Annotated in this window: 14 protein-coding genes and 1 pseudogene; 5 read left to right on the top strand and 10 right to left on the bottom strand. The window is 40.1% G+C overall.

The genetic code is table 11. From position 1 onward, the window contains the following. Positions 1-86: 86 nt before the first annotated feature. The 8 genes and pseudogenes from tsf to SOI82_RS01285 form a co-directional block, all read right to left on the bottom strand. The gene (gene tsf, locus SOI82_RS01320) at positions 87-743 is read right to left on the bottom strand and encodes a translation elongation factor Ts (RefSeq protein WP_320667597.1); all 657 of its coding nucleotides are present in this window, start codon (positions 741-743) and stop codon (positions 87-89) included. Between the two features lie 77 nt (positions 744-820). Beyond that, on the bottom strand, positions 821-1,537 hold the full coding sequence (gene rpsB, locus SOI82_RS01315) for a 30S ribosomal protein S2 (protein WP_320667596.1): 717 nt from the start codon (positions 1,535-1,537) through the stop codon (positions 821-823). 139 nt (positions 1,538-1,676) lie between these two features. Further along, entirely contained in the window at positions 1,677-2,609 is a 933-nt protein-coding gene (locus tag SOI82_RS01310; RefSeq protein ID WP_320667595.1) for a glycosyltransferase family 2 protein, read from the bottom strand. Between the two features lie 97 nt (positions 2,610-2,706). Further along, positions 2,707-2,862 carry a hypothetical protein gene (locus SOI82_RS01305; RefSeq protein WP_006171625.1) on the bottom strand — a complete coding sequence of 52 codons (156 nt, stop codon included), beginning with the start codon at positions 2,860-2,862 and terminating at the stop codon, positions 2,707-2,709. Positions 2,863-2,907: 45 nt separating this feature from the next. Next, positions 2,908-3,588 (bottom strand): DevA family ABC transporter ATP-binding protein, encoded by a 681-nt coding sequence (locus SOI82_RS01300; protein WP_320668440.1) that lies wholly within the window; start codon positions 3,586-3,588, stop codon positions 2,908-2,910. A gap of 47 nt (positions 3,589-3,635) precedes the next feature. Then, complete coding sequence (gene devC, locus SOI82_RS01295; protein ID WP_320667594.1) at positions 3,636-4,808, bottom strand: ABC transporter permease DevC; 1,173 nt, start codon at positions 4,806-4,808, stop codon at positions 3,636-3,638. Continuing rightward, positions 4,805-5,713 (bottom strand): HlyD family efflux transporter periplasmic adaptor subunit, encoded by a 909-nt coding sequence (locus SOI82_RS01290; protein ID WP_320667593.1) that lies wholly within the window; start codon positions 5,711-5,713, stop codon positions 4,805-4,807. The genes devC and SOI82_RS01290 overlap by 4 nt, the downstream gene beginning before the upstream one ends. Beyond that, positions 5,710-6,503 (bottom strand): annotated as a pseudogene (locus tag SOI82_RS01285) (phycocyanobilin:ferredoxin oxidoreductase). The gene SOI82_RS01290 and the pseudogene SOI82_RS01285 overlap by 4 nt, the downstream one beginning before the upstream one ends. Before the next feature lie 61 nt (positions 6,504-6,564). Here SOI82_RS01285 and SOI82_RS01280 point away from each other — a divergent pair. After that, a complete protein-coding gene (locus tag SOI82_RS01280; RefSeq protein ID WP_320667592.1) occupies positions 6,565-7,761 on the top strand; it encodes a pitrilysin family protein in 1,197 nt (398 codons plus the stop codon). Beyond that, on the top strand, positions 7,758-9,017 hold the full coding sequence (locus tag SOI82_RS01275; RefSeq protein ID WP_320667591.1) for a pitrilysin family protein: 1,260 nt from the start codon (positions 7,758-7,760) through the stop codon (positions 9,015-9,017). Before SOI82_RS01280 ends, SOI82_RS01275 begins: the two co-directional genes overlap by 4 nt. Positions 9,018-9,045: 28 nt before the next feature. On the opposite strand, the gene SOI82_RS01270 is transcribed toward SOI82_RS01275, so the two are convergent. Next, positions 9,046-9,369, bottom strand: coding sequence for an NAD(P)H dehydrogenase assembly family protein (locus SOI82_RS01270; RefSeq protein ID WP_320667590.1), 324 nt, complete (start codon positions 9,367-9,369; stop codon positions 9,046-9,048). On the opposite strand from SOI82_RS01270, the gene SOI82_RS01265 reads away from it, so the two are divergent. From SOI82_RS01265 to SOI82_RS01255, 3 genes are read left to right on the top strand one after another with little or no spacing between them, the layout of a single operon-like run. After that, positions 9,339-9,911 carry a biotin transporter BioY gene (locus SOI82_RS01265; protein ID WP_320667589.1) on the top strand — a complete coding sequence of 191 codons (573 nt, stop codon included), beginning with the start codon at positions 9,339-9,341 and terminating at the stop codon, positions 9,909-9,911. The two genes, SOI82_RS01270 and SOI82_RS01265, sit on opposite strands and share 31 nt — an antisense overlap. Further along, the gene (lspA, locus tag SOI82_RS01260; RefSeq protein ID WP_320667588.1) at positions 9,908-10,396 is read left to right on the top strand and encodes a signal peptidase II; all 489 of its coding nucleotides are present in this window, start codon (positions 9,908-9,910) and stop codon (positions 10,394-10,396) included. The genes SOI82_RS01265 and lspA overlap by 4 nt, the downstream gene beginning before the upstream one ends. A gap of 3 nt (positions 10,397-10,399) precedes the next feature. Continuing rightward, complete coding sequence (locus SOI82_RS01255) at positions 10,400-12,007, top strand: GTP-binding protein (protein ID WP_320667587.1); 1,608 nt, start codon at positions 10,400-10,402, stop codon at positions 12,005-12,007. 92 nt (positions 12,008-12,099) lie between these two features. On the opposite strand, the gene SOI82_RS01250 is transcribed toward SOI82_RS01255, so the two are convergent. After that, entirely contained in the window at positions 12,100-13,509 is a 1,410-nt protein-coding gene (locus tag SOI82_RS01250; RefSeq protein ID WP_320667586.1) for a pyridoxal phosphate-dependent decarboxylase family protein, read from the bottom strand. Position 13,510 lies beyond the last annotated feature (1 nt).

The following is a 13,510-nucleotide window of genomic DNA, read 5'->3' as shown; positions in this document are numbered from 1 at the left end:
CGTTAAAATATGACACTTTTTCTTTAGAAGTTCTAACTGTTCTTTAGGGTCAAATCCCTTAACATTTTTATCTTTATAATTCAAAATCAATTTTCAGAAATTGAGGCTACTTCTTCTGCAAAATCACTTTTTTTGACTTCAATGCCCTCTCCTAGGGTGTATCTAGAGAATCGTCTTACTTGTAAGTTCTCCCCAATTTGGCCTGCAACTTGCTTTACTAACTCAGCAACTGTCATTGAACTATCTTTAATAAAGGGTTGTTCCATCAAGGCAAGTTCATTTAATCGCTTACCTATTCTTCCTTCTACTATTTTTGCCTTTATTTGATCTGGTTTTCCAGCTAAGTCATCTCGCCCCATTTCAATGGATTTCTCATTCTCTACAACATGATTTGGAATTTGATCAGTACTTACATATTCAACATTTGGACATGCAGCAACTTGCATTGCAATATCCTTCAAAAGTCCCTGAAAGAGATCTCCTCGCGCAACAAAATCTGTCTCACAATTTAATTCCAAAAGTACACCTACTCTAGAGCCAGTATGGATATAACTACCAATTGCGCCCTCTGCAGCAACCCTGCCTGATTTCTTTTCAGCGCTAGCGATTCCTTTCTGTCTCAACCATTCAATCGACTTAGTCATATCACAATCGTTTTCAACTAGAGCTTTTTTACAGTCCATCATCCCTGCTCCAGTTTTGTCGCGCAATTCTTTAACGATTTTGGCTGAGACGTCCGCCATTGGATTAGAAGTGAAATTTGTGAATAGGTTGCTAGCGAAATTACTTCGAGAGCAAAGAAAGGTGCAGAGAAGTGGGTTTAATTTCCACTGCTCTCACCCCGCTGATCATTTGAACCATGACGACCTTCATTTATGGCGTCAGCTAATCTCCCAAGAACCAACTGAACAGAGCGAACTGCATCGTCATTACAAGGTATCGGCACTTCGCATAGATCAGGGTCGCAATTTGTGTCGAGCATTGATACAAGAGGAATATCTAATTTACGTGCCTCCAAAACAGCATTGGTTTCACGACGTTGATCAACTAAGACAACTACATCAGGCAATCTTCTCATTCCTTTTAGTCCTCCAAGATATTTCTGAAGACGTTCAAGCTCTCTACGTAAAACAGCAGCTTCCTTTTTGGGCCTCATTGCTATAGCTCCACTTGATTCCATCCTCTCAAGATCCTTTAAGCGATCTATACGAGCTTTCATCGTGGTCCAATTAGTAAGCATTCCTCCTAACCATCGTTGATTTACATATGACGCTCCACAACGAGTTGCCTCCATAGCAACAACTTCAGAAGCCTGTTTTTTAGTTCCGACAAATAAAAACCGCTTACCGCTCCTGGCTGCAGTTCTGGTCCATTTATATGCACTATTCATGCACACAGCGGTTTTTACTAAATCAATAATGTGAACTCCATTTCTCGCGCAATAGATATAGCGCGACATTTTTGGATTCCATCTACGTGTCTGGTGTCCAAAATGCGCACCAGCCTCCATCATCTCGGAGAGAGTTACTACAGCCATGTTTTTTTGGGTTTCGGGTTCGCCTCCACCTGACAGGGATGAAAGTCAGTCAAGAAAAGTACTTGATCAAGACAGCCATCACCCGAAACGAGCAGGTGTGCGTGTTTGTATTTACCTATCTAATTTATCAAAAGGCCTGTCAACGGATGCCCCTAATAGAGGCTTCTTTGTAGATTGCTCTAACTCCAAAAAGATTTAAAGGAATTCTAAGTAGTTCCATTGCTAAACCTGGATGTCCTTTCCTAATCAACAAAGCCAGTAGGGGCCTGAGGCTTCGCTCATTAATAAAACCTCTAAGGGTTAAAACCTCCCATAGAAATAAATGGAGCCAGGTGTATTGAATAATGAAACGAACACGAAGCGTCGGATGTTTTTTAAAGAAAACAAGCCCCATTTTTGCTCTTTCCCTCTCAACTTTTACCAAGAGAGGAATTTGATCCAGGCTTAAGGGAGGGTGCCAATGGTAACCAACAGCTTGAGGACATTTCACCAGCTTTACTCCCATTTTTCTAAGCCTTTCACCTAGTTCCAAATCTTCCCAACCATATAAGCAAAAAGCAGTATCAAAAAGGCCAGAAGATTTTAAAACCTCTTTATCGATAGCCACATTACCAGTTGCAAAATATGCCCATGAAAGATCTTGAAGCTTATGAGGTTCAGAAGTGGGATTGTCAAAATTAGCAGTATTAATCACCGCTCCATAGGTAAAGCAAAGTCGATCTGCCTGACTTCGCCAGGAACGAGTCAAAGTCTTTACATGAGAAGACAGAAAAGTTTTAGTAACTACTAAATCACTATCTATAAAAACAATCACTTCTCCACGCGACTGAGAAACACCACGGTTGCGGCCCTCAGCAGGGCCTGCATGTTTTTGCTCAACTAAGCGAACGTGGGGGAATTTAGCCCTCTCATGCCTGAGCCAAGTTGGTGTACCGTCAGTAGAACCATCATCTACAACTATTACTTCATAATCTTCTATGGAAGAATTTAGAAGCTGACTCTCAAGCGCATTTAAGCACTTCTCTAAAATCGGCTTGCGATTATAGGTAGGTATTACGACGCTTATGAACACCCTTAAATACCAAATTCTCTAAAAAGTTAACAGCCTATCGAAAGAAAAAAAAGATGATACAGCAATTAGCTTTATTGAAGGTTGATATCAATGAAGCTCAGTCTGCTGCTCCTCCATTGTTGGCAGTACCAGTTACTCCATTTCCTGCCCCTTCACCTCGTCCATCATTACGAAGTTTACGCTTTTTAAATTTCCGAGCATATGCACGGTTGCGCTCCTGCTTTTCTTTTTTGAGGTTTCTACGTTTTGCCATGTCTTTGGAATATCAATTCAATGATAACAATCCAACCTCTACAAGCTAAACAAGCAATCTGCCATCTTCCATCTTTAAAAGACGATCTGCAACATCAAGAATTCTTGGGTCATGAGTGACCATAAGAACAGAACATGATTGATCTAAAGCTAATTTCTTTAATAAATCAACAATTTCCCTACCAGTAACACTGTCTAGTGCTGCAGTTGGTTCATCTGCTAATAACAATTTTGGTTGAGCCGCAAGTGCCCTTGCAATTGCCACTCGCTGCTTCTGACCACCAGAGAGATCATGAGGAAGCTTACTCATTTGATCTTCAAGACCAACAGCCCTTAACCATTCACGTGCCTGATCTCGGCGAGACCGATAGGACAATCCCGCAATTAAGTCAGCCCCCATTTGAACATTTTGTTCAGCAGTCAAACAACGAAGGAGATTATGTCCCTGGAAAATCATGCCAATTTGACGTCGCAATTTTTGTCGCGTTCTACGTGCAGAGCCTTTTAATTGATGACCAAAGACGGAAAGACTGCCTTTTTCAACTTTGCGAAGTGCTCCTATTAATGTAAGTAAAGTTGTTTTACCACAGCCAGAGGGTCCAGTAAGTAATACCACTTCGCCGGGGTTTATCTGCATAGAAATTGAATCAAGAACTTGCCGTCGCATCGTGCCTTTTCCAAACCAGTGACTCAGCCCATCAATTTCTATAGAAGGAATACTTGACATAGATATGTTCTCATATTTAGAAGTAACACGAGAAGGAATTGTATCCACTAAAATATCTCAGCTGGATCGGCATCTGCTAAACGTCGCATAGCTACTAATGCAGAGCCCATGCACATAACCAATATCAATAAAAAAACGAGAAAAGCCCTTTGTGGATCCATTGCTACAGGTAATTTTGTTGAATTTCGAACTAAAGCATATAAAGCCTGACCGGACAAATAAGCAGGTATATAACCCATGACAGCAAGTAAAATCCCTTCTCGAGCAACAACCCCAAGCAAAGTTTTTAATTTATAACCCATAGCCATAAGAGTTGCATACTCTGGGAGATGGTCACTTACATCGCTATAAAGAATCTGGTAAACAATCACACATCCAACTACAAAACCCATAGCTGCACCAAGAGTAAAAATGAAGCCAATTGAGGTACTTGTACGCCAGTAATTTTTTTCAAAATCAATAAAAGCCTGCCTAGTCAGAACTTTTACATCTCCAGGCAAGCTTTTACTTATTGACTTAGCAACAGACTCTGAGTTTGACCCTGGCCTCAATCTAATAAGGCCAATTTCAATACTCCCAGGTGGAGATGATGGTAATAATTGCATAAAAGTTTCTCGACTAGTTATCAAATTCCCGTCAGCACCAAAAGATGGTCCCAAACTTACTAAGCCTGCAACTCTTACTCTTTTCCCTGCTACTTCTGTTTCAATAATGCGCCCATTTCTGTACCACATTGGGATAGGGCCAAACTCGTCTCTAGAAAGCTCATCAAACAACACTCTTCCACGAATTTTTAATGGTTGAGCCTTTGAAGCAAATTCAGGGTTTTTTAATAACGGATCACCTGGCTCAAAACCCAATGCAAGTATTGACCTTGTTGAAAGAGTTTCAGGATTCCTCCAAAGAAGAAAATTCCAATTAACAGGTGTGGTTCCTATTACATCCTTATGGGCCATAGCTTGTATAAGCCTTCGTCTTGGAAAACCACTCATGCTTATAGAACTCATAGAACGGGGACTCATCAATACCAAATCAGCGTCAAATAATTTATGAACAGTGACACTTGCATCAAACAAACCATCACGAAAGCCTAATTGCATAAACATAAGTATTCCAGCAAAACAAATACCAGCAAGAGCTACAAATAGCCTCAAAGGTTGCCTAGAAAGCAACAACCATGAGAGGGGAATCCTCCTACCTTTCCAATGCCATAATTTCACGATAACTTAAATCTGGCTATTACTTTCATGCCAGTAAGTGACTTAACCAGTTCTGCAGATTTTGGCTCTAAAGTTACACGTACCTCCACAATCCTTGCATCAGCATCTCCTGTTGGATCGGTAGATAAAACTTTCCTTTGTCTAACCTGTGGGCTAATTCTTTTAACTCTGCCTTTAAGGGTCCCTTTAAAACCTCCGTTCTCACTAGTCAACAAAACTGATTGACCGACTGAAACCCTATTAATATCAGATTCATATACTTCAATAAGAGCTTCCATAGAGTGATTAGCACCTACTGCTACTACTCCTTCTTCTCCTGGGCGTTCACCCACTCTAGAACTAATTTTTAAAACCACTCCATCAATAGGACTCTTGAGCTGACTATCATTAAGGTCAGCTTCTAGACCTATAAGTTCTGCAAGTGCTTCCAGTCTTTGGCCTTCAAGTTTAATTAGTTCATCCTCTTTATCTTCAAGATTTACAATTGATGCGGCACCCTGTTTTGCTGCTTGTTTGAAACGAGCAACTTGTCTAGTCTGCAATTTAATTTTTATGCTAAGAGTCTTAATTCTTGCTCTAACTCCAGACAAATCAGCAAGGATTTGAGGCTTATTATCAAAAATCGCTAATACTTGTCCTTTCTTCACGAAATCCCCTTCTTTGATTAACAACTCTGCAACTCTCGGGGTACCTCCAAAGCCACTAATCGGAGCCGCAAGACTTCTTACCTCCCCTAATGGTGACAACTGACCTAAAGCTGCTACAGACTCAAGAGGTATGACAAGAGGTTCTGATGATTTAATTTCAGTTGCCTCCTTTGACCTCTCAACAAATGTAGAGAACAAAGATGCTAAGAAAAATCCAAGAACTGGTGAAATAATTAATATTAGAAATTTTGGCTTCATAAATTGGTTGGATCCTCAAATAACAGTGTATTTATATAGCGATCGGCCCATTGAGGACTGAATGCCTTCGCCAGTACATTTCTAGTTTTGTCGTTGCGTCTTTGTTGTAGGCAATAGTACTTCTGATAATTAAGCCTACCAATCGTAAGGGCAGAATCAAGCAAGTCAGGTTCTGACAAAGACAATGTAGTGCATAGGATTTCTAAATAAGAATCAACAATTTTCAGAAAAGACTCTTCTTCTTCTCTTCCATCAGGTCGTATAAACTGTACATAATTAGAAAAAATATCCCCCCAGTCAGGCAATTGTCTAACATGTCTAAAGATTGGAAGAGAGAGGTCTGACAATTTCTTCTGAATAATTAAAGGCAAATCTTTATCAACTGGAGAAAGATCAACAACAGCCGCAAGAATAGACTCATTTCGAGAAACAATATCTACTCCAAATATCGGGATATCAAATGTTGGCTCAGGAAAAAAGACACAGTGAAGGATCTCTAAGCCTGAACCAATCCTTGCAATCTCTAGATGAACCTTTCTTATCCCTCTTGCACGATGAAATTCGTTACGAATAAACAAATCATCTCCATCTAATTTACCTTTAATATCTAGCAAATCAGAATTTAACTCTAATGGGATTAGACGAGGCAAAACAGATCTGCGAAGCCTAATTAGATTTGCTAGGGATTCCAAAAAGGGATGAAGCCTTTGTTCACTTTTTGAGGGATTAAACAACACGACAGCATTAAGATAAGAATGGGGTTTTGAAAGCCAACTCTGACAATTTCAATTCAAGGGCCCAATCTCCATCATTGGGCTCTGCAAAACGACACTCTTTGTGTCATAGCACCAATGAAAGAGGCTCCACTGACTTGTCTGGACCTCTGGTTTAAAGCAGGCAGTTCCAATGAATGGCCTGGAGAAGAAGGCATTGCACACTTTCTTGAACACATGGTCTTCAAAGGAAGTAATAACAATGATGCAGGAGAGTTTGATAGAAAGATTGAAGCACTTGGTGGTAGCAGCAATGCTGCTACTGGGTTTGATGACGTACATTTTCATGTACTTGTACCACCCAAGGTAGTCGCACCAGCATTAGACCTTTTACTGGACCTTGTACTACAACCGGCTCTTCTTCCAAGTGCCTACGCAATGGAAAGAGAAGTAGTACTTGAAGAAATAGCCCAACAGAATGATCAACCAGATGAAAAAGCCTTTCAAAAATTATTGAGTACTTGTTGGTGTGACCATTCATATGGGAGGCCCATCCTTGGATACAAGAAAAGTCTCAAACAAAGTACCCCTGAACAAATGAGAAGTTTTCATCGTCGGCTTTATACCGCTGAGAACTGTTGCCTATCAATTGCCGGAGCCCTCCCCCAAAATATAGATAAATTGATTGAAAAGAGTTTGCTCTCACAATTAGAGAAAAGTTCCAAGCCAGATTTAGCCACCAAAACCTCTACAAACATTCCATTTCAAAAGCTCAGACAAGAGTTTGAAGTTCCTCGGCTCGAATCATCGCGATTGTTAATGGCATGGCCCATAGCCCCTGCTAAGGAACAAAAAATTATTATGGGTGCTGATATTGCTACTTCACTTCTGGCTGAAGGCCGCTGCAGTCGCCTTGTAAAACACCTAAGAGAAGATCTACAAATAGTCGAAACTATTGATATGGATGTAACTTCCTTAGAAAAAGGTGGATTAATTTTACTTGAAGCTTGTTGTAGAGAAGAAAACTTGGACAGAGTTGAAGAAGAAATTCATAAAATCCTGGGCGAAAGTATAAATTCATTCCCCAAAAAACATGAACTAGATCGAGCTTGTCACCTCGTCAGGAATGGTCATTGCTTCAATCTTGAAGCAACAAGCCAAGTAGCAGCTCTAGCTGGTGCACAAACCCTTTGGGAACGTCCTCAAGGTCTACTTGAGCCCTTGGAATACATCGATTATTGGTCAGGTTCGAAACTTAAAGATGAAATTTTTTGTCAGCTAAAACCTGAACTTAGTTGCACATTAATTGCCAAGCCTTCTGAAGTCGAATCATGAGCCCACTTGATATCGCTTTAGATCCAATTCAAGCTCCAGGGATCTTGGCAGCAAAAGTTTGGATTAAAGGAGGAAGCAGCTTAGATCCGGACGATGAAAAAGGAGCTCATCAATTACTAGGGTCTGTAATAAGTAGAGGTTGTGGTCCCTACAACAACTTAGAGCTAGCCAATCTTGTAGAAGGTTGTGGTGCAGGACTCCGTTGCGATACAACTGAAGATGGACTACTTATTAGCCTCAAGTGTTCCGATAGTGATGCTCAACAACTACTACCTGTTATTGGATGGATGATAACAAATCCACATCTTGATTCCGATCAGGTAGAACTAGAAAGGGAGTTAACGCTTCAAGCACTTCAAAGACAAAAAGAAAACCCCTTTCAAGTGGCTTTTGATGGATGGAGACATCTTGCCTATGGTAAAGGGCCCTATGGTCACGACCCTTTGGGTATAACAAACGATGTCAAAACACTTAAGCGTCAAAATCTCTTACCAATTGCTAAAAGGCTGGTTGATGAAAATCAAGTGATGGCTATTTCAGGGATTTTTCCCAATGATTTAAAAGAAAGACTATATAAAATAAGACCATTTAATGAATTGCTATCTAAGAAGAAAGAAATTTCAATTCAAACATCCAAAGAAGAGCAACTGACTAACTACATAAATAAAAATAATTCAACAATCACCTTAGAAGCAGAGCCCACTGGACAAGTCGTGTTAATGCTAGGGCAAACAACAATTGGTCATGGTCATGAAGATGACTTGGGTTTACGTCTACTCCATTGTCATTTAGGTTCAGGAATGTCTAGTTTACTTTTCCGAGAACTTAGAGAAAAGCACGGAGTTGCATATGAAGTAGGTGTACATCATCCAACACGTGAAAGAACAGCACCTTTTCTGCTACATGTATCAACCAGTGAAGAAAAAGCTGAATTAACCCTTCAACTTATTTTGGAAATCTGGGAGAATCTTAAACAAACATCACTTTCTGAAGAATCATTAGTATTAGCACGAGCAAAATATAGAGGTCAAATAGCTCATGGGTCTCAAACAGTAGCCCAATGTGCAGAAAGAAAAGCTCTATTAAGAGCATTCAGATTGGGAGATAATTACGATAAAGAAAGTATCAAAAAAATTGAAGAAATCACAAGTAAAGACCTTCAAAATATCGCTCATAAATATTTCAATAAGCCACTTCTAAGCTTGTGTGGCCCTAAAGAAACGATAGGAAAGCTAGCAAATAAATGGCGCTATTAACACATCTGATATGTATTAAAGATCTATCTCAGTCAGACTGATCAAGATCATCGTGGCAGATTTTAGAAAGATGGTCAGTAGGAATCAAAAAAACTCCACGTCGAAACCTTACTCTCGCGATATCAATTGCATTAAATCCGACAATTTCCCCTATCTCTTCTGAAGAAACTAGGTCAGGAGGCCTAAGCATTGGCTTAGGGTCTGCGGTCTTTAGATAGGACAAAGGAACGACTAAAGAGACTTTGTCACCAATAGATAGGTCCATACAAGCTAGTAATTGTCTCTTTCCTAATGCAGGATGGTAAAAGTTGTAATCATTATGTGCGAGCTTTGGCAATTTGGAGCGGTGCACTTGCAGCTCTCATGATGATGATGGTAGGGGGTTTCACTCCTACTGCATTGATCCTGCCAGGACTAGATTTCACTCCAAAAGCAGTTCCTCTTGCTAGTACCTTCCAAGTACCCGCTCTACTGCTCTCAGCTCTTGTTTTCGGCCCAAGAGCTGCTGTAATAGCCACATTGGCTTATTTAGTTATTGGCCTTTTTTATATGCCAATATTTCATGAGGGCGGAAGTCTCAATTATCTGGCAAGTCCTGGTTTCGGGTATCTAACTGGTTTTATACCAGCTGCTTGGATAAGCGGTCGTCTTTTACAGCAAAGCAAGAGTATTGATTTAATTACTCTTGCCTTATGTGCTTTAGCTGGAATAATCATTCTACAAATTTGGGGAGGACTTTATTTAATAATTGGTTCGGCAATAGGTAGTTGGCAAGAGACTCTACCTGAACTTCTATTTAGCTATTCAATCGCTCCTTTACCTTCCCAAATACTCCTATGTCCAGCCATAGGAGTTTTATCAATTGCATTAAGAGGTTTACTTTTTATCGCATGAGAAAAATTCTATTAAAAAGAAAATTTATTTTTCTTTTGAGCACTTTAGTTATTGCTTCTGATCAGTTAAGCAAAATCATAGCAATTCAAGTGCTTAAAGAAAAACAATATTTAATATTAATACCTAATCTAATCCAATTACGTTTAGTCCAAAATACAGGAGCAGCATTTAGTTTATTCAATAAATCTACACATATATTAGGTTTTTTAAGTCTTTCTGTGTCTATCGGATTAATTATATGGATATGGAGAAGCAAGTCATTTCTTACTTTTAGAGGATTAGGTTTATCTTTTCTTCTAGGTGGTTGCATTGGAAACGGAATAGATCGATGGAGAGTTGGATATGTGAATGATTTTCTTGAACTAATACCTATTAACTTCCCAATATTTAATTTAGCCGACATTGTCATTAATCTTGCTGTAATCTGCTTTTTTATTGAAGAGCTTGTTAAGTACAAAAAAAAGATGCCAGATCAACCATCTTAACAAATGAATCGCCAGAAATTACTAATTTATAGTTCTGGTGGACTTATCCTATTACTCCTCACAGGAGCAGTAATAGGAGGATTTCTACGATTAATTAATGAAGTTCGTTATTCTCTTGAATACTTCCTCCCCTATTGGTTAGTAGGGCCTGTATTATTTCTAGCCGGTTGCCTGCTATTGGCCCTAATAATTCAAGTAGGTTGGCCGTGGTTTCAGTCCTTTCTTAATAAAATATCGAATCAAAGTATAAACTCTAAAAGCCAAACATTAATTCCAAAGAATAGACATCAAGCAGCAAAGCAAAGTTTAAAGAGTATAGATCGATTATTAGAACGTTTACAGGACAATGTTGCAACTGAAGGTCTTAGGCAAGATAGAGACCGTGTCGAAAAAGAACTTGCAAGAGGAGATCTAGTAGTAGTTATTTTTGGAACTGGATCTAGTGGCAAGACATCTCTTATAAGAGCAATACTTAATGAAGTGGTTGGTAGAGTTGGAGCCCAGATGGGTTCAACAAAATCAAGTCAAATTTACCGGCTAAGACTTAAAAGGTTAGATAGAGGCCTAAAACTAATAGATACACCGGGAATTCTAGAAGCAGGCAAAGATGGATATAGCCGTGAGAAAGAAGCACGACTACGCGCAAGTAGTGCAGATCTTATGGTTGTCGTTGTAGATAGTGACTTGCGCTCAGCCGAGCTTGAAGTCATAAAAAGTCTGACTAACCTTGGGAAACGGCTATTAATCGTCTTAAACAAATGTGATCTACGCGGCGAAGAAGAAGAGCGAAGGCTTCTTGCTTTGTTAAGGCGACACTGTAAGGGTTTAGTTGATTCAGAAGATGTCATTCCATGTTGCGCTTCTCCACAGTCAGTTCCGATTCCAGGAGAACAACCATGGCAACCTCCGGCTGAGATAAATAAACTCTTACGTCGACTAGCGAAAGTCCTACATGATGATGGGGAGGAACTTCTAGCAGATAATATTCTGCTTCAATGTCGGAATCTTGGAGACAAAGGTAAAAAACTACTTAATAGTCAACGAAAACAAGTTGCCAGGAAGTGTGTAGACAGATACAGCTGGATAAGTAGTGGTGTTGTCGTCGCAACCCCTTTACCAGGAGCAGATCTTCTTGTAACAGCAGCAGTTAATGCACAAATGGTAATAGAGGTTGCTCGTATATATGGAGTACAACTAACTAAAGACCGGGCACAAGAGTTAACAGTTTCGGTAGGACGAACTTTGGCTGGGCTAGGAATAATAAAAGGGGGAGTATCCCTTATTGGCTCAGCACTCAGTATCAATCTACCTTCATTATTAGTAGGGAAAGCAATTCAAGGTATTGCTGCTGCATGGCTAACACGAATAGCAGGTGCAAGCTTTATCACCTACTTTCAACAAGATCAAGACTGGGGAGATGGTGGTATCCAAGAAGTTGTTCAACATCATTACGATCTGAACAAACGGGATTCATCTCTTCAAAAGTTTATGGAATTGGCAGTCCGTCGAGTAATTGTTCCTCTTAGAAAAAATCAACAAAGACAACTACCACCGCGCCCAGGGCTTCGGGAGGGGGAGGGAGCATCGGACCACGAGCATCTAAAACCGTAATCAAAACCAGATAGATTAATGCTATTAATATTGAAAATGCACCCGTAACTATTGCTACCCAACGTGCTTTTGTAGGTGATTCTGGCATTTGATTAAATCCCGACAGAATGGTTCAACAAATTCGCCAATTTACTAAGGTGAGTCAACTGAGTATGTGGGTTACCCATAACAGCTTTAAGGTAATAACGATCATTATGAAAAGGCCTAGAAAGCATAAATTTCTCATCTAATAAGCTCCGTCGAGTTTCTTTAGACCATCTAGCTGATTGATTTTGGTTAAAAGATTTCGGAGTACATGAAATCAAATGAAGCGGTCCTGTAATCACACTTAGTTTTGATACATCAAGCTGCTTCTGAAAAGATCTACGTCGATCAATTGAATCCTTAAGCAACCGTTCAATTCCTTTTTCCCCAAGTTGTCGCAATCCAAGCCATAATTTTAAAACTTCCGCCGGTCTAGTGCCCTGAATTCCCATCTCGCCTCCATGAGCATCCTCTCCCCATGCAGGTTCGATGTATGGCAATCCAGTAGAAAAAGTTTGAATTAAATTTAATCGGTTAGCTACAAGCAACAACGATGATGCCTTTGTAATCCCTAAAAGCTTCTGTGGGTTAATAGTCACCGAATCGGCTGAAGAAATACCATTAACAATCGAATTGGTTTGTTTCGATAGCGCGAAGATTCCTCCGATAGCACCATCGACATGAAACCAAAGATCTTCTCGAGCACAAAATCGACCTAGTTCTACTAACGGATCAATCGCCCCACGCACAGTTGTACCTGCAGTTGCTACCAAAACAAAACATTTTCTACCTTCAGATCTCAGCCTATTTAAATGGGATTGGAGTAACTCAATTGAAATCTGACCCTCATTATTGGTACCTACCTTTTGTAAAGCGTCTTCATCAAGGCCCATTACTCTGACTGCCTTTGCTAAACACACATGTGCATCTTCACTCGCTAAAACGACAGCTTTAGGTTCATTCTGTAGACCTAAATACTGACGAGCTACGACTAACGCCATAAGATTGCTAAGGCTTCCACCGCTGGCCGCAACACCGCCTGATTGAGGTGGCATTCCAAGACGTTTAGTGAACCATTGGCAAAGCATTCTCTCTAGTCTCGAAAGGCTAGGAGAAAGTTCTTCTGCCAAAAGGTTGTTATTAAGACCAGCACATATCAAATCTGCGACTATCGATGCTGTTAAAGGAGGTGGATCTAAATGAGCTAATGACCCTGGATGAGATGGTTGAAATGCTCCATCCATAATTAATTGCAAATCATCCAAAAGAGCTTTTCTCGTCAAACCATCAAGCGCAGGTGCCACCCCTGGCATGACACTAAGTGCTGGCAATGGGCCATTCTGACTTGCTTTTCCGAACCAATCGCAAAGGCGAGATGAGGCATCTTCGAGAAACGATTGCAGCTCTAGATCTAAATGATCAGGAGAAGCAAACGGTTCTAATGAAGGACCTGGCTTTATATGTTTGTTACCAGCCAAG

It is taken from the genome of Prochlorococcus sp. MIT 1307 (assembly GCF_034092395.1).
GTDB lineage: Bacteria > Cyanobacteriota > Cyanobacteriia > PCC-6307 > Cyanobiaceae > AG-363-K07.
The sequence above is the reverse complement of the archived record's forward strand: the minus strand, read 5'-3'. Positions and strand labels throughout refer to the sequence as shown.

Coding starts and splice junctions, on each gene's coding strand:
- SOI82_RS01255 (WP_320667587.1), top strand. CDS start 10,400: ATGAATCGCCAGAAATTACTAATTTATAGTTCTGGTGGACTTATCCTA.
- SOI82_RS01275 (WP_320667591.1), top strand. CDS start 7,758: ATGAGCCCACTTGATATCGCTTTAGATCCAATTCAAGCTCCAGGGATC.
- SOI82_RS01290 (WP_320667593.1), bottom strand. CDS start 5,713: ATGAAGCCAAAATTTCTAATATTAATTATTTCACCAGTTCTTGGATTT.
- lspA (WP_320667588.1), top strand. CDS start 9,908: ATGAGAAAAATTCTATTAAAAAGAAAATTTATTTTTCTTTTGAGCACT.
- tsf (WP_320667597.1), bottom strand. CDS start 743: ATGGCGGACGTCTCAGCCAAAATCGTTAAAGAATTGCGCGACAAAACT.
- SOI82_RS01300 (WP_320668440.1), bottom strand. CDS start 3,588: ATGTCAAGTATTCCTTCTATAGAAATTGATGGGCTGAGTCACTGGTTT.
- SOI82_RS01280 (WP_320667592.1), top strand. CDS start 6,565: ATGAAAGAGGCTCCACTGACTTGTCTGGACCTCTGGTTTAAAGCAGGC.
- SOI82_RS01305 (WP_006171625.1), bottom strand. CDS start 2,862: ATGGCAAAACGTAGAAACCTCAAAAAAGAAAAGCAGGAGCGCAACCGT.
- rpsB (WP_320667596.1), bottom strand. CDS start 1,537: ATGGCTGTAGTAACTCTCTCCGAGATGATGGAGGCTGGTGCGCATTTT.